Origin of the sequence: Acinetobacter sp. A1-4-2 (assembly GCF_040233925.1) — a bacterium.
Lineage (GTDB): Bacteria > Pseudomonadota > Gammaproteobacteria > Pseudomonadales > Moraxellaceae > Acinetobacter.
In genome coordinates, this window is sequence record NZ_CP157981.1 from 221,783 (window position 1) to 241,778 (window position 19,996).

Below are 19,996 nucleotides of genomic sequence, written 5' to 3' on the forward strand. Positions count from 1 at the left end.
ACCTCGTTAATTAGCCATTTTATCTAACTAAAAGGTGTCTACAAAATCGGTGGCTATTCAGACTTTGGGAAAATTTACTTAGCATTACAGGGTAAAGAAAGAAAAATTCCTGCTCATATTCTTAGAACTTTTAGGGAGCAATTCTATGAAATTGTTCAGGGGGAAGCGCCAGATAAAAAATTATATTGTGCTACGAATATTGAAGAAATTATGCAGGGAACCAACAAAATTGAGTTTGTTGCAGGTTTTGGTGTTGCTCAAAAAGGATATAGTGAAGTTGGGTTAAAAGGTGTGAATTTCAAAATGATTCTATCTGATGCAATATATGGAGATATTGAGTTTGATAGAGCGCAAATTTTAAATAATATACTCTCAGATATTTGCAAATCGGCAGTTTATGTACCGATTCAAAGCTTCATCAGAGCTGACCCTAATTATAAGCCTTTAAAAAATGCTCCTGATAATTTTAAAAACTTATTTAGTTTTAATGAGAAGTCATTTGTTTTAAAAATTGCCAAATCGTATAGAAATTCTTATAAGAATAAGGGATTAGCCGGATTAGATATACTTGAGTTGATTAAAAATACGCAGTTTAGTGATTCAGTTCGTGCAGATTATTTAGGGCAATATATTGTTGATAACAATTCAAAAGAAAATTTAAGAATTTTGGCAGATTATCTAAAAGAAAAATTTGAAGAAAGTTGGAATAATTCTAACTATAAGCGCTTAGTGTGTATTTATGATTGTTTAGTCAATAGATAAAAAGAAAACCCCGCTTAGTGCGGGGTTTTCTTTTTATCTAAGTATTTAAGAATTAAACACGTTCGATAATAGTCGCGATACCTTGACCCAAACCGATACACATCGTCGCAAGACCGATTTGTGTATCTTGCTGTTCCATAACGTTCAGCAATGTCGTGGTAATACGAGCACCAGAACAGCCCAATGGGTGACCCAGCGCAATTGCACCACCGTTCAAGTTTACACGGTCTTGCTGGTCATAAATGCCTAAGCCTTTAAGAACTGACAAACCTTGAGCAGCAAACGCTTCGTTTAATTCAATAGTTTGAATGTCAGCAATCGACAAGCCCGCACGTTTAAGCGCTTTCTGAGTTGCTGGAACTGGACCGTAACCCATGATCGCAGCGTCACAGCCTGCAACTGCCATAGAACGGATCACAGCACGTGGCTTAAGACCAAGCGCTTGCGCACGTTCAGCAGACATCAACAACATTGCAGATGCACCATCAGACAATGCTGAAGATGTTGCAGCAGTTACTGTACCGCCTTTCGGGTCAAATGCTGGACGTAAAGCCTGGAACGCTTCAAGGTTGGCATCTGGACGAATCACTTCATCGATGTCGCACAGGATTTTGAAACCGTTCTGGTCGTGACCTTCAACACCAATAATTTCGTTTTTGAAACGACCTTCTTGCGTTGCAGCCCAAGCGCGGCGGTGAGATTCCACACCAAACGCATCCTGTTCTTCACGAGTGATACCATTCATGCGACCTAACATTTCAGCAGTTAAGCCCATCATGTTAGATGCCTTGGCATAGTGCTTAGACGCTTCAGGGTTGATGTCGATGCCGTGCATCATGCCAACGTGGCCCATATGCTCTACACCACCAATGATGAAGATATCACCCTGATTGGTTGCAATTTGCGCCGCAGCAGCATGGATTGCCTGCATAGATGAACCACAAAGACGGTTAATCGTTTGACCTGCAACAGTTTTAGGCAAGTCAGCCAATAAACCAATGTTACGGGCAATGTTCATACCTTGTTCAAGCGTCTGGTTGACACAACCCCAGATCAGGTCTTCAACTTCGTTGACATCAAACTGGTTACGGGCAACCAAAGCACGAACCAATTCAGCAGACAAGCTGTCAGCACGTACATTGCGGAACATACCGTTTTTGGATTTACCCATTGCTGAACGTACACCATCAACGATGACAACGTCACGCGGATTTAAAGTAGCCATTCACGTTGCTCCTTAACCGTAGAATTTTTTGTTGTTAGCAGCCATGTCGCGCAACATTTGTGGCGCTTCATAAGCCTTACCTAAGTGAGCGTATTTGTCGCAAAGTGCAACGTATTCAGCAACACCTGTTTGGTCGATGTAACGGCATGGACCACCGCGGAATGGAGGGAAACCGACACCCATGATCATCGCCATATCTGCTTCAGAAGCAGTTGCTACAATGTTGTCTTCCAGGCAACGAACAGTTTCGTTACAGAAAGTCAGCATCATGCGGTCAATGATTTCCTGAGCATCGAATTCGCGTTTTTCCGCAGTTGCCACAGAAGCAACCAGCTCATAAGCAGTTGGATCAACCACTTTGGCTTTTTTGCCTTTACGGTCTAATTCATATTTGTAGAAACCAACGTCGTTCTTTTGACCCAAACGTTTTGCTTCGTACATGGTTTGAATCGAACCTTTAAAGTCCGGTTTCATACGGTCAGGGAAGCCTTCAGCCATCACTTCTGCACCGTGAACGCCTGTGTCGATACCGACAACGTCCATCAGGTAAGCAGGACCCATAGGCCAGCCGAATTTTTCCATTACTTTATCGATTTGCTGGAAGTCTGCACCATCTTTAAGAAGAAGGTCGAACGCACCGAAGTAAGGGAATAATACACGGTTCACAAGGAAGCCCGGGCAGTCGTTCACCACGATTGGGGTTTTACCCATTTTCTGAGCTAACACAACAGTCGTTGCAATCGCTTCAGCAGAAGTTTTCTCACCACGGATCACTTCAACCAGTGGCATCATGTGTACCGGGTTAAAAAAGTGCATACCGACGAAGTTTTCAGGACGTTGCAGGTTTTCAGCCAGACGGGTGATTGAAATGGTTGAAGTGTTAGAAGCAATGATCGTGTTTTCACGAACGTTCTTCTCGGTTTCAGCCAGTACGATACCCTTCACTTTAGGGTTTTCTGTTACCGCTTCAATCACGATATCCACTTCTTTAAACTCTTCGTAGCTTAAAGTCGGGCGGATGCGAGCAAGGGTTTCACCCATTTGTGCAGGTTTCATTTTCTTGCGTTCAACTTGTTTTGTTAACAAGCCATTCGCTTCTTTCATACCCAATGCAAGTTGTGGATTACCAATGTCTTTCATGATGATTGGTGTGCCTTTGCTTGCCGCTTGGTAAGCAATACCACCACCCATGATACCCGCACCAAGTACAGCTGCCTGGTTTACAGGATGAGCACCTTTTTCATATTTCTTAGAAGTTTTCTTCACCACCTGGTCGTTGATGAATAGACCGATCAACGCGCCAGCTTGTGGAGTTACCGCAGCTTTAGCAAAACCTTCAGCTTCTACTTTTAATGCTTCGTTACGTGGAAGGCTTGCACCTGCCTGTAAAGAATCAAGAAGAAGTTTAGGCGCAGGGTATTGCGCAGGGTTTGCTTTTGCAAGTACCGCACCTTTCGCCGTATTGAACGCCATCATTTGTTCAAGCGGGTTCAATTTAATAGGGTCTAATTTTTCCTGGCGTTTTGCTTTCCAGTCTACACGGCCAGTAAGTGCTTGTTTAACCAGGTCAATCGCAGCGTCAGTAAGTTTGTCCGCAGCCACAACCGCATCTACAGCACCGTCTTTAAGTGCAGCAGCAGGTTTTTTAGGCGCAGCTATTGCCATCCATTCAACCGCATTGTCGATACCAATAACACGGCTTAAACGAACAGTACCACCGAAACCAGGGTAGATGCCCAGTTTGATTTCTGGAAGGCCGACTTGAGCCGCTTCTGACATCACACGGTAGTCACAGACCAAGCACATTTCAAAGCCGCCGCCCAATGCCATACCATTGATTGCAGCAACTTTAGGAATCTCTAGATCTTCAAATGCATTGAAGATGTCGTGAACAGGCAAAGCCCAATCCACAATCGCTTGTTCGCCTTGAGCGAAGTTTTCACCAAATTCAGTGATGTCTGCGCCAACGATAAATGTTGATTTACCTGAAGTAACAACTAAACCTTTAATCGTGCTATCTGCTTTTACAGCTTCAATGGCAGCTTTAAAATCTTCAATTGTTGCACGGTTAAATTTGTTGACCGACTCACCTTGTAAGTCAAAGCGGAATTCTGCAATTCCGTCCGAAAGCATTTGGACGGTAATGGCATTGCCAGCGTGGATCATGCCTGATCTCCTTTATTTTGGAGGACTTCTAAGTTGATGTTGTGAAGCATGTACGCCTTTTTTCCTGCGTACATTTATGCTTCGCCAATCTTACGATAACTATATCCAAAAAGAACATAACAAGTTGTATCAAGCCGTGACGCTAGGGTCATCAATTTTTTTCAACAAATCCTGAGGCTTGGCAACCCTATTTTTACTGTAGCTGTTAAAAATGTAATGAACTTTTTGTTTAGATTAAGGTTTTCTAATAATGTCGTGCTTATTTATAGCGGGTACAAGTGTGCTATTTCAAGTTTTTTATGGCCTTGTTTTGGTCAAAATAGTCAATCGATCCCAATTTTCAGCGCAGCGTAGGGAGCTTGAAACTGAAGTAAAAGTGACATATTTGCAGTCAAATACCTGTTTGAGTATTTGACTACAAGCATGAGGATAATAAGGATTATTCGGGCTGAATGATCAATTGCCCATCTGCATAGCTTAAAGTGAGCTGTGTTTTTTCCGGATAATTTAAAAAATACACGGCCAGAATCGGTTCCAGTTCAGTGCGCATTTTGCGCGCCAAATGGCGTGCACCAAAACGGATGTCATGATCTTTATAAAAGTGTGCTTTGGCGGCTTCGGTCAAAACCACCTGACGTTTTTGATGTTGCAGGCGCTGATTCAGTTTTTGCAGTTCAATGTCCACCAGTTTCGGCAGGGCATCATCCTGTACCACTTGGTAATGTAAAGTACGATCAATGCGGTTGAGAAATTCTGGATCGAATTTCTTAAACATAACTTTTTCAATAATGGTTTTGGTTGGTATTTTTTTCAGGCAGATATCCTGCATTTTTTTCGGTAAGAAACTCAGTTTATCCAGATATTGCTGTGCTGCCTGTGCACCAACATTACTGGTCATAAAGATCATGCAGTTACGAAAGTCAATGGTTTTAGTGCCTGAAGTGAGGGTCAGCTTGCCAGTATCCAGCACATTCATTAAACCGCGAATCACCTCGGTCGAGGCTTTTTCCAGTTCATCAAACAGCACAATCCCGGGGCGGGTATGACTGCCTGCAATCGCGGTTTCATCAAACAGGCTATGACCTTCTTTGGAGCCGACATAACCTGGAGGTGCACCGGTAATGGCTGCCGCATAGTGTTCTTGTGCCAGAGTGTTCATATCGATGCGGCAAAAGGCATCAGGACGGCCGTAAATGGCTTCGGCAATCAGGCGTACCGTTTCAGTTTTACCGACACCGGTCGGGCCGAGCATCAAGGTCACGGACAAAGGACGCTCGGGACTGGAAAAATCGGCTTTGACCACGTGCAGCATTTTTTCGATTTCTTGCAGGGCAGCATCCTGACCAATAATGCGCTGTTTCAAGAGCTGCATGACTTCAAGTGGTTCAAAATGAAAACGCGGCTTGCCAATCAATTTATCTTTTTCAGATGTGCTATGCGTTGCAGTGTCGGGTTTGACGATATGCATGGCGTGATTGGGAGTCGTCATTCAGTTTGATCCAAATTGTTCAGATGGCTTGAGCATAGCAAAATAAGTACGATTTACTTATAGCTTTTAGCAATCAGGTGATTGCTGGAACTTTGTATGATCGTGATAAAAACAGGCGATTCGCTTGAAAATGGCATGAAAACCATCACATCATGTAGCAAAGTTTATGCAATTTAAATCAGGCTGAATGTGAACGAAAACGCACGAGAACATATTGAAAAGATTCTGGCCCATATGACCACTTTACCGGGCGTGTACCGTATGTTGGGTCAGGATGGCGAATTGCTGTATGTCGGCAAGGCCAAAAATCTGAAAAACCGTGTGTCCAGCTATTTTGTCAAAACCATCGAACATCCGAAAACGCAGGCTTTGGTTGCGCGTATTTATGATATCGAAACGCTGGTAGTTCGCTCGGAAACCGAAGCTTTATTGCTGGAACAGAACCTGATCAAGTTGCATCGTCCACCGTATAACATCATGCTGCGCGACGACAAATCCTATGTCTATATTTTTGTTTCCAGTGACAAGCCTTATCCACGTATTGCGGCCGGTCGCGGCAAGGGCAAACATCAGCTCGGCAAGTTTTTTGGACCGTATCCGAGTGCCTATAATGCCCGGGATACCCTGGTGGTGCTGCAAAAACTGTTTAATGTACGGCAGTGTGAAAACAGCTATTTCTCCCAGCGTAAACGTCCGTGTTTGCAGTACCAGATTAAACGCTGTAGCGCGCCCTGCGTCGGTTTAATTAGCCCTGAAGAATATAAAAATGATGTAGACAACTCGATTCGCTTTTTACAGGGTGATACCAAAGAATTGAATCAGGAATTGATTCAGAAAATGGAAGAAGCCGCTGAAAAGCTCGAATTTGAAAAAGCTGTATTTTATCGTGATCGTATGGCACTGCTTCGTGATGTGCAATCGCAACAGGCGATTTATAAACTCAAAGGTGAAGCCGATATCTTGGCGATTGCCTATCATGCCGGGGTGACCTGCGTGCAGATCATGCATGTACGTAATGGCAAAATGCTGGGGGGTAAAAGCTATTTCCCGGATATGCTGGGTGATGATCTGGGCCAAATGCTCTCCGACTTCATGGCGAACTTCTATTTTCAGGTGGCGGATGAAGTACCTGCTGAGTTGATTATCAATGTCGAGCTTCCGGACCGCAAAGAGCTGGAACAGGCCTTGCAACAGGAATTCGGCAAGAAAGTCCAGATCAAGCACAATGTCCGGGAAACCCGGGCCGAATGGCTGGAATTGGCCAATATGAATGTGCAGCACGCCATTAAAGGCCAGCTGGCCAATCATTTTGAACTGAATGAGCGTTTTCATCAGCTGGAACAGGTGGTGGGACGTCCGATTGACCGGATTGAATGTTTTGATATCTCGCATACCATGGGTGAAGCCACGATTGCTTCCTGTGTGGTGTTTGATTCGGGCGGTGCACGAAAACGCGATTACCGCCAGTTTGCCATTGATGATATTACCGGCGGTGATGACTATGCGGCCATGCGTCAGGCACTGACCCGCCGTTATAAAAAAGCCATGCTGCCGGATTTACTGTTGATTGACGGCGGTAAAGGTCAATTGCATATGGCTATGGAAGTGATGCAGGAGTTGGGGCTGGATGCCTTTATGGTCGGGGTCTCCAAAGGCGAGGGGCGTAAACCTGGTCTGGAAACCTTGCATTTTACCGATGGTACAAAAATCCAGTTGCCAGAAGACCATAAAGCACTGCATCTGATTCAACAGGTACGCGATGAAGCACACCGTTTTGCCATTACCAAACATCGGGCCAAACGCGACAAGAAACGTGGCTCGTCGGTACTGGAAGTGATTCCCGGACTGGGGCCGAAACGCCGCCGTGATCTGCTCACCCATTTTGGCGGTATACAGGGGGTACTGAAAGCATCGGAAAATGACTTGAAGCTGGTGCCCGGGCTGGGCGATGTGATGGCTCGTACCATTTATAAGGTATTGCATGAATAAATTTGGACAGATTGGCCAAAGTGCTCACTGACGCAGCAGTCATTGATCATTCACAACAGTCCAAAATAAGTGAAAGATAGAGCCAATAAAAAAATCCAAGGGACGAAGGATGTCACTGCGCCAATTATTCACTGCGATTGAACAGAATGAATGGGTCGATATTCCGCAAGGCTGGTTACAGGGGCGCACCATTTATGGTGGACTGGTGGCCGGGATGATGATGCACAAAGCCTTACTCGTGGTTGCAGATGCAGAAAAACAGCTGTTAAGTACCAGTGTAACCTTTGTTGGTCCAGTCCAGCTGGCACCAGTTCGATTGAGTGCTGAAATTTTGCGTCAAGGCAAGTCCGTGACCACGGTTGAAGTGCGGCTCTGGCAGGACGATGCTGTGCAAAGTATTTTGATTGCCAGTTTTGGCATGCATCGCCAGTCGACTATTTCCGTGCAACAGGAACGACTGGCCCCTGAATTTCCACTGCCTGAACAGTTGAAAATTGCCGAGCATCATCCTTTAGCACCAGAATGTTTTGGACAGATGGATCTGGTCTGGGTAGATGGGCAGTATCCATGCACTGGCAGTGTGAAACCTGACTTTAGTGGCTGGATGCGTTTTAATCCGGATCGGCATGACAACCGGGAAATGAGCATCGCCGACTTGATGGTGGCCTTCGATATGTGGCCTCCTGGCGTCTTGCCGATGTTTAACACATTCGCACCTGCCAGTTCGCTGACCTGGCATGTGACCTATCTGCACCCTTTAAACAGTCATCTGCATGATTGGTTTAAATATAAAGTATTTACCGATTATGCTGCTGAAGGTTATTCGACCGAGTATGCTCATCTTTGGGATGCAGCAAACAGACTGATTGCGATTTCCAGACAGACAGTTACCGTGTTTGCCTAGTGACACTTTATAGCAATTCGTATAAAGTGACTCTCACTAACGATGAATCAATCCTCAAAATATGTGTGGTTTTTCATTGTACATAAAGGGGAAAAATTGGCGGTGTCTATGACTGCAGGTCGCATCCTGAATATTCCAAATATCTTGACTTTGGCGCGTATCGCTTTAATACCTGTTTTCTTGCTGGTGGCCTATTGGCCGCCTGCAGTGGGTGTTTCGGGTCATGATACAAATATGACTCGTCACGTTGTTTTAACAGCCATTTTTGTTATTGCTGCTGTTACGGACTGGTTCGATGGCTATTTGGCACGCTCACTCAATCAAACTTCTGCATTCGGCCGTTTTTTGGACCCTGTAGCGGATAAGCTGATGGTTGCGGCTGCATTGATTGTTCTGGTGCAATGGCAACCCACCATTTCTATGGCTTTTGCTGCCATTGTCATTATTTCACGTGAAATTACGGTTTCTGCCTTACGCGAGTGGATGGCAGAGCTAGGGGCACGTACCAGCGTGGCTGTCTCGACTGTAGGTAAATATAAAACCGCTTTCCAGATGATTGCGATTTCAGTATTTTTACTGAATTGGCAACCATTTGAAATGCTGGCTTATGCATTGCTTTACACTGCTGTAGTGCTGACGTTATGGTCGATGTTTATTTATTTAAAGGCTGCATGGCCCTATTTAAAACAGCCCTAGGTTCAGCTTTAAAAATAAAAAACGTCCTAAAGGGGCGTTTTTTTATTTCTATAAGCCTTTCGGGGAAAGATAAGGATTAAAAATAGCAAATAAAAAAAATCCTAGATTTTGGGGGAAACCTAGGATTGAAATCGGGGATATTTATAGTTGTTATAAGATGTTTAACCATCTACTTGAGACCAAGTATAGGGGAGGACAACTGCCAAATCATGTAGGTTATTGTATTGTAATGTATCGTTTTATTGAGAAATGTAGTTTTGAATTACAGTTATTTCTAAATGTTTAAAAGGTTTATGGAATAAGTAGAATTTTTAAAATTACCAAATAAATAGAAAATGAATGCCTAATTTGGATTTTTCAGAAAAAATAAAAAGGCCCTATAAGAAATGTTTTTGACAATCAAAACTACGCGCTTCGCTTGTCTTGCGTAAAATTCAGATCAGCTTAAAAAAGAAATCCCCAATAAAAGGGGATTCTTTTTAGATTAAAGCCTGCGCGAGCAAAGCTCTTGCCTTGCGGCGTGGCGGAGCAGTGCTCCGCTTAATCACGCCTCAGGCTTTAGGCCCTCAGCTTTTTCCAGTGACTCATCATTGTTAAAGAATTTCTCACGCTGTTCTTCAAGAAATTTTTTCGCGTCCGGTTCAAACACGTTTAGGCGTTTTTCATTAATGAGCGTAGTTTGATGCTTGAGCCATTCTTGCCAGGCTTGTTTGGACACGGTATCAAACAGTTCCTGACCCTTTACCCCCGGGAAGGGGGCAAAGTCTAAACCTTCCATTTCTGTTTGATACTTACGGCAAAAAACTTGTCGAGACATATCCGTTTTCCTTAAGCGTAGAGTTTTTCTAAACGAGCGTAGGCACGTGCAATTGCAGCTTCAACCTGTGCAGGTGCAGTACCACCAATGTGGTTACGCGCATTGACAGAGGCTTCAAGAGTCAAGGCTTTTTTAAACACGTCAGCTTGAATCAGGCCAGAGAACTGTTGCAGCTGTTCAAGTGTCAATTCAGACAGGTCTTTACCTTCCTGAACGCCAAGTGCAACTGCCTTACCGACAATTTCATGCGCATCACGGAACGCCACGCCATTTTTCACCAGGTAATCTGCAAGGTCAGTTGCAGTCGAGAAACCACGTAATGCAGCTTCACGCATGATTTCAACATTTGGAACCAATGCAGGAATCATGTCAGCAAATGCCATCAATGAACCACGAACCGTATCGATTGCGTCAAATAATGGTTCTTTGTCTTCCTGGTTGTCCTTGTTATACGCCAATGGTTGACCTTTCATCAATGTCAACAGGCTCATCAAGTCACCGTATACGCGACCAGTCTTACCACGAATCAACTCAGGCACATCCGGGTTTTTCTTTTGCGGCATGATTGAAGAACCGGTACAGAAACGGTCAGGAATATTGACAAATTTGAACTGTGCAGAGGTCCACAGGATCATTTCTTCAGACATACGCGACAGGTGCATCATAATTAAAGATGCAGCAGCATTGAATTCAATACCGAAGTCACGGTCAGAAACAGCATCCAACGAATTTTCACACACGGCTTCAAAGCCTAAAAGCTGTGCGGTGTATTCACGCTCGATCGGATAGGTGGTACCTGCAAGTGCAGCAGAACCAAGTGGCAAGCGATTCACACGTTTACGGCAGTCAATTAAACGCTCGGAGTCACGTACCAGCATTTCGAACCAGGCCATCAAGTGGTGACCAAAAGTCACAGGCTGAGCGGTTTGCAGATGGGTAAAGCCCGGCATAATGGTATTGGTATTTTTCGCCGCCAGACCCAAAATGCCTTTTTGTAATTTTTGCAATAACTCTAAAATTGCATCAATTTCATCACGTACATATAAACGGATGTCTGTTGCCACCTGATCGTTACGGCTACGACCGGTATGCAATTTTTTACCGGTGATGCCAATACGACTGGTCAAGCGCGACTCGATATTCATGTGCACATCTTCTAGGTCAATGCGCCATTCGAATTCACCTGCTTCAATTTCAGCTTTAATGGTATTTAGGCCGTTAATGATGTCATCGCGTTCCTGTTCGGTTAAAACGCCTACTTTGGCAAGCATGGTTGCATGCGCAATAGAACCTGCAATATCTTGTTTATAAAAGCGTTGGTCAAATTGAACAGATGCTGTAAATTCAGCAACAAATGCGTCAGTAGCTTCAGAGAAACGACCGCCCCACATACCCGAAGTTTGGGCTTGTGACGGATTTGAGGAATTAGAAGATGTGGTCATATCGGCTCAATAAAATAAAAAGCAGTAATTTGAACAAGAGTATAGCAAATTCAGAATCACTTGCCGAAAAACAAAGCGATCCAGCTTCGACCTATACAGATGATCGGAAAAACAATGACGCCTATTTTTTTACGAAAATAGGGCATTGGCAACATCTAATTGAATTATTTATTGCCAGCAATATTTTGGCGGTTATCTTGGCCCTGGCAGAAGCACAATCCTGGACGGCATTAAGCCTGGGTCGCGTATTACAATATATGTTCTTTATTGACTGGGTGTTACTGGCTTTTGTTGCCTTGATTGAGCGCCTGCAGAGCAAAATTCAGCACTTCAGTTTTGGGCAGACCCTGGTTGCGGGCTTTGTTTTGCTGCAGATTATTGTGTTATTGACCACGGTGGTGCTGAACGGTGTTATTTTCTTTGGACAAAATTTTCAATTCCAGCATTTGACGCTACAGGTTTTGTTCGATGGAACGGGATTACATCTCAGTTATGGGGTACTGATTGGAAGCTTTTGTTTTCGCTATTTGTATATGCGAGAACAATGGGCGCGTCAGCAAAACAGTGAATTGAATGCACGTATTCAGGCCATGCAAGCGCGGATTCATCCGCATTTTTTATTTAATAGCTTAAATACGGTGATCAGTCTGATTACCATTGATCCGGATAAAGCGGAACAAATGTTACTGAATTTATCACAGCTATTTCGGGCCAGTTTTAAAGAACTTAAACTGGTCCGCTTAAAAGATGAAATTGAACTGTGCCAGCGTTATCTGGCCATTGAACAGATTCGCTTGGGGGGTCGCTTACAGGTAGAGTGGAAATATGACGATGAAGTTCTATTTTCTCAGATACAAATTCCTTTATTAACTTTACAACCTTTAGTGGAAAATAGTATTTTTCATGGAGTTGAAAAAATTCTAACAAAGAGTACGATAAGCATATTGATCGAAATATTGCAAAATCAAGTCAATATAGTCATTACTAACCCTTATACACAGGATAAAATAAATTTACGACAGGGGCATGGTATTGCAGTTGAAAATGTTAAGCAGCGGCTTGAGGCTTATTATGGGCACTCTGCAACTTTTCAGACATACGCGGGGAAGGGAATATTTACCACAGTTGTGCAATATCGATATAAATAAAAAAATCATGGTTAACCTATAAAAAAAATGATGTTGACTGTGAAGGAGGAGAAATGGACATCCTGATTTGCGATGATGAACCTCTCGCAGTAGAGCGTTTGTCACGTCTAGTTACGCAACTGGGACATCAGGTGGTTGCCACTGCAAGTTATGGGCAGCAAGCAATTGAAATGACTCAATTCTATGAGCCAGATGTAGTACTGTTAGATATTCAAATGCCTGAAATGGACGGCTTGAGCTGTGCTGAATATTTGCGCCAGCTTGATCCTATGCCCGCTATTGTTTTTTGTACGGCTTATGATGAACATGCTTTGGAGGCATTTAAGTCGCATGCAGAAGGCTATTTGCTAAAACCGGTGATGCAGCAGGACTTGCAACAGGTATTAGATCATTTAACAAAACTGACTCAAGCACAAATGAGCAACTTAAAACAAAAAGAAGATATGGACGAACTCAATATAAAACGCCATCAGATTGTGGCGAAAACCTATCGTGGTGTGGAATTGATCCCTGTAGAAAATATTTATTATTTTTTGGCAGATCAAAAATATGTCACGGTACGGCATAAAAATGGCAGTGTACTGATCGATGAAACTTTGAAAGATTTGGAAAACGAATTTGGCGACCAGTTTATTCGAATTCATCGCAATGCTTTGGTTTCAGTACATTTCCTGGATGGTCTTGAAGTGATCAGTTCGGGACAGTATCAAGTGCGTTGCCGTGAACTGGAAGAACGCCTGGCGGTCAGCCGACGTCATCTGCCCAATTTAAGAGAACGCATCCAAAAGATCTAAATCTGTTTTCATAAATTTAGGTGACAAGGAGAATGCAAATTTACTTGCATTTTCCAGTCAGCGCGTTAAGTTTACACTAACGCACTTATTGACTGTTTCTTGTATTTATGAAGATTTTGAAGATTGCAACTCGACAAAGCCCGCTTGCTTTATGGCAGGCGGAACATATTCGTGCCCGTTTGGAAGCATTACATGCGGATCTTAAAGTTGAGTTAGTGACCTTCGTCACCCAAGGTGACAAAATTCTGGATACGCCTTTAGCCAAGATTGGCGGAAAAGGACTCTTTGTTAAAGAATTGGAAGCAGCCCTGCTGGATGGTCGGGCAGACCTGGCGGTGCATTCAATGAAAGATGTGCCGATGGCCTTGCCTGAAGGACTGAGCCTTGCAGTGATCTGTGAGCGTGAAGATCCGTTGGATGCCTTTGTGTCTAATACTTATGCAAGTTTTGATGACTTGCCACAAGGCACCAAAGTGGGTACATCGAGCCTGCGTCGTAAAAGCCAGATTTTAAAAGCCCGTCCCGATTTGGAAATTATCGATTTACGGGGCAATGTGGGGACGCGTTTATCCAAACTGGATGCGGGTCTTTACGATGCCATTATTCTGGCAAGTGCGGGTTTAAAGCGTTTGGGGCTGGCTGAACGTATTCGTCATACGCTGCCAGCGGAAGTGAGCTTGCCGGCAGTTGGACAGGGGGCGCTTGGTCTGGAATGTCGTGCGGCAGATCAGGCTGTGCTGGAGCTTATTTTACCGCTGTTACATCGCGAAACTGATGTGTGTGTACGTGCAGAACGCGCATTTAATGCCTATTTGGAAGGGGGGTGTCAGGTCCCGATTGCAGGGCATGCGACTTTAATTGAAGCTCAATTACACATTGAAGGTCGTGTCGGTAGTGTAGATGGTGCGACTTTATTAAAAGCTAAACTGAGCGGAACACCTGAACAGGCTGTAGAGCTGGGTGAAATGCTAGCGCAAAAATTAGTTGAACAAGGCGCTGGCGATTTATTGAAAGCCCTATATTAATATGCTGTTTATCAATACACGTCCGCAGGACCGTGCAGAAAGTTTGAGTCATGCCTTACGTATGGCTCAAATTGAGGTGTTGGATTTACCTTTATTGCAATTGCTGCCTCGACCTTGGTCAGCTGACTTGTCTGAACTTTATCAGCAATTGTCTGCTGCTCAGGTGATTGTGGTGGTGAGTCCCACGGCCGTGCAAATCGGCATGGATTATTTAAAACAATCATGCATAACGCTGGATCAGCTTAAACATATTCAGTGGATTGCGGTCGGGGATCGCACTGCTCAGGCTCTGGCGCAATATGGTATTTCTGCCGAAGTCCCCAAAGTTGAAACATCGGAAGGAATGTTACAGCTTCCTGTTTTACAAACCCTCGATTTAGGTCAGTGTCTGGCTTTTTGGCGTGGTGAAGGGGGACGGATGTTTATGATGGATCAGTTAAAACAGCAAGGCATGCGAATTCTAAATTTTGTTTTATATGAGCGCCGTTGTCCTGTATTTACTCAGCAAGATTTAGCTAATGTATTATCTTTATTAGAAAAACGAAAACAGTATGCTATGGTGGTCAGTAGCGAAGCGGGTTGGTTAAACTGGATTCAGCTCATGCAACATCAGAAGCACCTTATTGCAAGAGGGCATTATCTGGTTTTAGGGGAGCGCCTGTATCAAGTTGTTTCGAATTATAAAAAAAATCAGGCAACATGTTTTAATATCACGCGACTACCTGATTTAAAAACAGATTCAATTCTGCAGAAGCTTGTTGTTGTGCAAGGGAACACATGAAGAAAATACTCATTTTATTATTTATTTTAAGTCTACTCTGGATTGCTAAATTAAGTTATGACTTATTTAATCTTACTGCACAACAAACAGAATTAAATACCAGTCTGCATCGAATTGAACAGAATAATGCAAATTTAAATGATCAATTGGTCGCTTTACAGCGCAAAGTCATGCTGACAGGAGAGTCTGCACCGGCAAGTTCACAGGCTGCAGAGAATTTAAAAACCATTCAGGCGGCAAGTATTGATCCTGTTGTGGTGATTAAACAGCAACTAGAATTAATTGAATTTATGCTGCAACAACAACAGTTTACCGCAGCTCTGGATAAATTAACCCGTTTGGATCAAAATCTTGAGCAATATGCCCTCGCGGCACCATTGAAGCAAAGTCTGCATCAGGTTATTGCCAAAGATCATCAGCTTATTCAGCATTTTGTCAGTGAGCGGATGGCTCAGCAAATCAAAGTGGATGCGCTCATTCAGAAACTTGATGCTGCGCTGGCCCAAGAGTTACATGCACCCCAATTAAACGCGAGCCAGGCATCGGGTAAATCTTTCTGGCAACGCTGGCTGGTGATCGAACCTGCGAAACAACCTGCTACGGCGCTTATGCAGCGTCCGTTAATTTTAAAAGAAGCGCAGCTCCGACTGCTCATTGCGCAACAAGCCTTAAAACAGGGACAATATTTAGAGTATCAAAAATCCCTGACCGAAATTATTCAGCTATTAAATCAAATCCCCGATGAGAAGTCGCGACAGCTGATTCAGAATATCCAGAAGATCAAAGGATTTACAGTTTTGCCTACGCCTAGTTTAAATACACGTGCATTATTAGGATGATAAATTCATGAAGCAGATTTTACTGGCCTATGCTTTTATCAGCCTCCTTATTATCGCAGGTTTAAGTGTTTTAAGTTATGGGTATGGCGCAGGTTATGTTTATTTATACTGGCGTGAATGGCAAATTCAAACCAATATCTGGATCATGTTTATTATTCTGGCCAGTTTAAGCCTGTTGATCCAATTATTGTGGTTGCTCATTAAACGTTATTTAACCCGGGAACAACGAAAGCTGGAAACAGTTTTTAATTTTAAAAACTTGCACCCTTATGAACAGTTGGCAGTAATTTGGTTATTAGAGGCAGCACAAGATCAACATCAATTTATTCAAAACGTATTTTCTCAATCGGGTTTATTAAAGGGGATTATTGGTTCACGTTTGTATTGGATGCAGCAGCAATATACCCAAGCGCTTGCCATCTTAAACCAAAGTAATGTCATGGCATTTGAATTGGCCGAAATACAGCGTATAGAAATTTATCTGTCGCAAAATGATGGTGAGCAAGCATTAACCCATCTTGAATTCTTAAATCAACATGAGCTTTCACCCTGGTTAAAAGATGTAAAAAGTGCATATGATTTAAGATTAACCAGTTTATGGGGAAAGTTTGCCATTCAGTTTCCCTGGATGTATTTACGCTCGACTAAATATGGACATCTGGGCACAGAAAAAAAACAGGAATGGTTACAGCAATTATTGGTTAATTTTGATCAGGCCAATATCGAAAGTTTGCAAAATTTGCAACAGCGCTATTTAGACTTGCAGGACCAGATTTATAGCCGTGATTATGAGATTAAAGTGTTATGGTTAAAGCTGTTATCACGTATGCCGGAAATGAGCCAGCAGCATGAAGCCTTGGTCTTACATTTACTGGATCAACAGTTTAATCAAGACGTTTTTTATTTATGGTTCCAGCAGCAATTATTAAAGCAAAGTCCAGATTATTTAATGGTTGAGCAACGAATTGACTATTGGGAAAGTAAATATCCTTCTTTACCTGTATTTGCCTTTGCAAAATGGCATGTATATACCGCTACTGCAAGAGCGGCTGAAGCTGACCAATTGCTGGAGTTATACCCAGATAATGTGATGATGAATTATTTAAGAATTAAATCTACTTTAAAAGGTCAGGATGATTTGATTAAGCAGTTAAATTTAATTTTTGAAAATAATGCAAATTTTGTTGAAATAAAAATATAAAGGCAAGGAATATGCTCACTCTGTCCGATTATCCGGTGATTTATGATCAGTCTGTTGCTTGGGGCGATATGGACGCTTTTGGGCATGTAAATAACGTGATGTATTATCGTTATATCGAAAGTGCCCGCATTTTTTATATGGATGTCTTGAATATTTTTGCACAGGACGTTTATACAGTGGTTGCTTCTAACCAATGCAAATATATTAGTCCGCTATTTTATCCAGACCAGCTTAAAATTGGTGTGCGTGTTGAGGAAATTCGTAATAGTGCCTTTCGTATGAGCTATTTATTATGGAGCGAGTCGCAACAAAAAACTGTTGCCGTGGCAGAAGCAGTGATTGTCTGTGTAAATAAGCACAACATGCTTAAAACGGAAATACCGGAAATTATTCGCCATAAAATTACAGAAATTGAGTTAAGCGTAAAACATTTAATTTTAAATTAAGGTTTTTCGAATATAGTGGGCCATAAAATCTGTTTAGCTAATTTTTATTTATTTAAAAAATTCTATTGAATGTTTTAAATAATAAAAATATTATGAGCTAGTTTTAATTAAAAAAATATAAAGCCTTTTTTGGAGTTAATATGATGCCTGACATTAGTAATTTATCTGTTGAAGAGTTAAAGCGTTTACAAGTTGAAGCTGAAGCATTAATTGCTTCTAAAAATGATCAGGCAGTTGAAGATGCCTATCAGCAAATTTTAGACATTGCTGATAACGTTGGTTTAAGCATTGAACAAATTTTAGAGTTTGGTGCAACCAAGCGTAAGAAAAGTACACGCAAATCTGTAGAACCACGTTATCGCAGCAAAAAGAATTCAGCAGATACTTGGACTGGTCGCGGTAAACAACCGCGCTGGTTGGTTGCAGAACTTGAAAGTGGTGCAAAATTAGAAGATTTTCTCATTTGATGGAAATATTCATCAGATAGTCATCTAATCGAATTAAATTAAAAAAACCAGGCTTTTAAGCGTGGTTTTTTTATATCTATTTTTTATCACTTGGAATTGGCGTTGAGAAAAAAGTGTGCATAATGGGGTAGAAATATAATATTCGTGTTAAGGGAAGAATAATTGACATGTGGGTCGTGGTGGGATGATTAAAAAACCCAAATATATCACCTGGTGGATTTTCTCCATCAGTGTCTTTTTAATGTTCATATTACTCCAAATTCCAGCGGCTTGGCTGATTTCAAAATTTTATAAAAACAACCAGATTTTACAAAATGTCAGCGGTAATATTTGGCAGGGGCAAGCAGATTGGCAGAAGGGCAATTTAACCGGGTCGTTGAGTTGGAAAACACGTCCTCTGGATATTTTTTTGCTGCGTTTGGGGGCAAACATAGAGTTACATAGTGGGAATACCCAGCTCGATGCCGTTGTTGGCTATGGTTTTGGCAAAAAAATAATGGTCCATGACTTGAATGGCCAGGTTGCGCCGGAAACGCTGAAACATCTGGTGGAATGGCAGTGGCCGGTCAATGCCATCCAATTGCAAGATATCAATTTTAATTTTAAAAAAGAACAGGGTTTTGCCGGGGCTGAAGGTCAGTTGCAATGGGCGGGCGGCGAGCTGGTTTATAATTATGCCCAGCGTCAGGATCAAATGAATATTCCTTCCTTGAAAGGAAAATTGTCGGATGAAAATAATAAGCTGTTTTTTGATATCCGGGATCAGCGTGATCAGAAGTTGATGGCATTGGAACTGGATCAAAACGTGATGCTCGATCTGCGGTTGACTCAACGTCTGCTGCTGAATATCTCTTCCTATAATGGTAAAGCTGGTTTGGATACCTATGTGGTAAGTTCGCGCCAACCTTTGTTTAAAGGTGGCCTCTAATGAATCAGTGGCTAGAAAAAATTCAACAATTCAACTGGAAGCAGACAGACCGCATTGCTCCCTTATTTTTAGTCCTGCTGATTTTATATTTATGCTGGAAGTTGGCAAACATTTTTTGGCTGCTGGTGGCGCCGCCTCAGGTCATGCAGCTGGACCGTGTGGAGCTGGGTTCACAGCAGCCACAGGTACCCAATATTTCTTCATTTGCCCTGTTTCAGGAAGCAGGTAGAACAACTGCGGCAGAAGACACGGCCAATTTGATTTTGCAAGGTGTGGTGGTCAGTCATCCCAATCAGTTTTCCTCCGCAGTCATTAAAGTCAATGATCAGGCCGATCGCTATCAGGTTGGTGAAAATATTGCCCCGACCTCTTATCAGTTGGCTGAAGTGTACTGGGATCGGGTAGTGTTGCGTCAAAGTAATGGGACTACGCGAGAACTACAATTCAAAGGTATGGAAAATGGTCTGGATCAGAGCATTATTCCGCCTGTGGCAACAAACAGCTTACCGATGAATAATCAGACCACACCGCCTATGCCCAGTCAGGAACAAAATGCTTTAGGGCAGGCGGTACAGAAGATACAGGAAGACCGTGATCAGTATTTAAAAGATATGGGGGTCAATGCGGCAGGTGGGGGTTATGAAGTTACGGCAAGAACGCCAGCGGCATTGCGCAGTAAGCTGGGACTGCAACCGGGCGACCGGATCATGTCTTTAAATGGACAGGCTGTGGGGCAGGGGCAAAGTGATGCCCAGCTGCTGGAACAGGCTCGACGTGAAGGTCAGGTCAAAATAGAAATAAAGCGTGGTGATCAAGTGATGACCATACAACAAAATTTTTAAGTGATGCATCGTCACCTTACAGGATTAGGAAGCAC

The 19,996-nt window shown here is 42.8% G+C and carries 19 protein-coding genes; 14 read left to right on the forward strand and 5 right to left on the reverse strand.

The genetic code is table 11. The features are described 5' to 3' along the window. Positions 1 to 210 precede the first annotated feature (210 nt). Positions 211 to 762 carry a hypothetical protein gene (locus tag ABJ384_RS01050; protein ID WP_349928375.1) on the forward strand — a complete coding sequence of 184 codons (552 nt, stop codon included), beginning with the start codon at positions 211 to 213 and terminating at the stop codon, positions 760 to 762. A 52-nt stretch (positions 763 to 814) separates the two neighbouring features. Here the strand turns inward: ABJ384_RS01050 and fadA are convergent, their stop codons facing one another. From fadA to ABJ384_RS01065, 3 genes are all read right to left on the reverse strand, one after another. Beyond that, positions 815 to 1,987 (reverse strand): acetyl-CoA C-acyltransferase FadA, encoded by a 1,173-nt coding sequence (gene fadA, locus ABJ384_RS01055; protein ID WP_166170684.1) that lies wholly within the window; start codon positions 1,985 to 1,987, stop codon positions 815 to 817. 12 nt (positions 1,988 to 1,999) lie between these two features. Then, entirely contained in the window at positions 2,000 to 4,153 is a 2,154-nt protein-coding gene (gene fadB / locus ABJ384_RS01060) for a fatty acid oxidation complex subunit alpha FadB (protein ID WP_180041998.1), read from the reverse strand. Positions 4,154 to 4,592: 439 nt separating this feature from the next. Next, on the reverse strand, positions 4,593 to 5,642 hold the full coding sequence (locus tag ABJ384_RS01065) for an AAA family ATPase (RefSeq protein ID WP_349928378.1): 1,050 nt from the start codon (positions 5,640 to 5,642) through the stop codon (positions 4,593 to 4,595). A gap of 189 nt (positions 5,643 to 5,831) precedes the next feature. Between ABJ384_RS01065 and uvrC the strand changes: the two genes are divergently transcribed. The 3 genes from uvrC to pgsA all read left to right on the forward strand — a co-directional run bounded on the left by uvrC (position 5,832) and on the right by pgsA (position 9,231). Next, a complete protein-coding gene (uvrC, locus tag ABJ384_RS01070; protein ID WP_180042002.1) occupies positions 5,832 to 7,631 on the forward strand; it encodes an excinuclease ABC subunit UvrC in 1,800 nt (599 codons plus the stop codon). 109 nt (positions 7,632 to 7,740) lie between these two features. Further along, positions 7,741 to 8,535: a thioesterase family protein gene (locus ABJ384_RS01075; RefSeq protein ID WP_349928380.1), complete on the forward strand. Its 795-nt coding sequence runs from the start codon at positions 7,741 to 7,743 to the stop codon at positions 8,533 to 8,535. Positions 8,536 to 8,643: 108 nt separating this feature from the next. Further along, on the forward strand, positions 8,644 to 9,231 hold the full coding sequence (gene pgsA / locus ABJ384_RS01080; RefSeq protein WP_349928382.1) for a CDP-diacylglycerol--glycerol-3-phosphate 3-phosphatidyltransferase: 588 nt from the start codon (positions 8,644 to 8,646) through the stop codon (positions 9,229 to 9,231). Between the two features lie 544 nt (positions 9,232 to 9,775). On the opposite strand, the gene ABJ384_RS01085 is transcribed toward pgsA, so the two are convergent. Then, complete coding sequence (locus ABJ384_RS01085; protein WP_180042004.1) at positions 9,776 to 10,048, reverse strand: oxidative damage protection protein; 273 nt, start codon at positions 10,046 to 10,048, stop codon at positions 9,776 to 9,778. A gap of 11 nt (positions 10,049 to 10,059) precedes the next feature. Then, a complete protein-coding gene (argH, locus tag ABJ384_RS01090) occupies positions 10,060 to 11,490 on the reverse strand; it encodes an argininosuccinate lyase (protein WP_349928384.1) in 1,431 nt (476 codons plus the stop codon). Here argH and ABJ384_RS01095 point away from each other — a divergent pair. The 10 genes from ABJ384_RS01095 (at position 11,481) to ABJ384_RS01140 (ending at position 19,961) form a co-directional block, all read left to right on the forward strand. Continuing rightward, the gene (locus ABJ384_RS01095; RefSeq protein WP_349928386.1) at positions 11,481 to 12,638 is read left to right on the forward strand and encodes a histidine kinase; all 1,158 of its coding nucleotides are present in this window, start codon (positions 11,481 to 11,483) and stop codon (positions 12,636 to 12,638) included. The two genes, argH and ABJ384_RS01095, sit on opposite strands and share 10 nt — an antisense overlap. Before the next feature lie 53 nt (positions 12,639 to 12,691). After that, on the forward strand, positions 12,692 to 13,432 hold the full coding sequence (locus ABJ384_RS01100; RefSeq protein ID WP_349928388.1) for a LytTR family DNA-binding domain-containing protein: 741 nt from the start codon (positions 12,692 to 12,694) through the stop codon (positions 13,430 to 13,432). Positions 13,433 to 13,539: 107 nt separating this feature from the next. Next, complete coding sequence (hemC, locus tag ABJ384_RS01105; RefSeq protein WP_349928389.1) at positions 13,540 to 14,457, forward strand: hydroxymethylbilane synthase; 918 nt, start codon at positions 13,540 to 13,542, stop codon at positions 14,455 to 14,457. Position 14,458: 1 nt separating this feature from the next. Then, complete coding sequence (locus ABJ384_RS01110) at positions 14,459 to 15,238, forward strand: uroporphyrinogen-III synthase (RefSeq protein WP_349928391.1); 780 nt, start codon at positions 14,459 to 14,461, stop codon at positions 15,236 to 15,238. After that, positions 15,235 to 16,077 carry a hypothetical protein gene (locus tag ABJ384_RS01115; protein ID WP_349928393.1) on the forward strand — a complete coding sequence of 281 codons (843 nt, stop codon included), beginning with the start codon at positions 15,235 to 15,237 and terminating at the stop codon, positions 16,075 to 16,077. The genes ABJ384_RS01110 and ABJ384_RS01115 overlap by 4 nt, the downstream gene beginning before the upstream one ends. A gap of 7 nt (positions 16,078 to 16,084) precedes the next feature. Continuing rightward, entirely contained in the window at positions 16,085 to 17,278 is a 1,194-nt protein-coding gene (locus tag ABJ384_RS01120; protein WP_349928395.1) for a heme biosynthesis protein HemY, read from the forward strand. Between the two features lie 11 nt (positions 17,279 to 17,289). After that, positions 17,290 to 17,724, forward strand: coding sequence for a thioesterase family protein (locus ABJ384_RS01125; RefSeq protein ID WP_086196447.1), 435 nt, complete (start codon positions 17,290 to 17,292; stop codon positions 17,722 to 17,724). A gap of 140 nt (positions 17,725 to 17,864) precedes the next feature. Next, positions 17,865 to 18,191, forward strand: coding sequence for an H-NS histone family protein (locus tag ABJ384_RS01130; RefSeq protein WP_086196446.1), 327 nt, complete (start codon positions 17,865 to 17,867; stop codon positions 18,189 to 18,191). Positions 18,192 to 18,375: 184 nt separating this feature from the next. Beyond that, positions 18,376 to 19,119 carry a type II secretion system protein N gene (gspN, locus tag ABJ384_RS01135; RefSeq protein WP_300044472.1) on the forward strand — a complete coding sequence of 248 codons (744 nt, stop codon included), beginning with the start codon at positions 18,376 to 18,378 and terminating at the stop codon, positions 19,117 to 19,119. After that, a complete protein-coding gene (locus ABJ384_RS01140) occupies positions 19,119 to 19,961 on the forward strand; it encodes a type II secretion system protein N (RefSeq protein ID WP_349928397.1) in 843 nt (280 codons plus the stop codon). The genes gspN and ABJ384_RS01140 overlap by 1 nt, the downstream gene beginning before the upstream one ends. Positions 19,962 to 19,996: the final 35 nt, after the last annotated feature.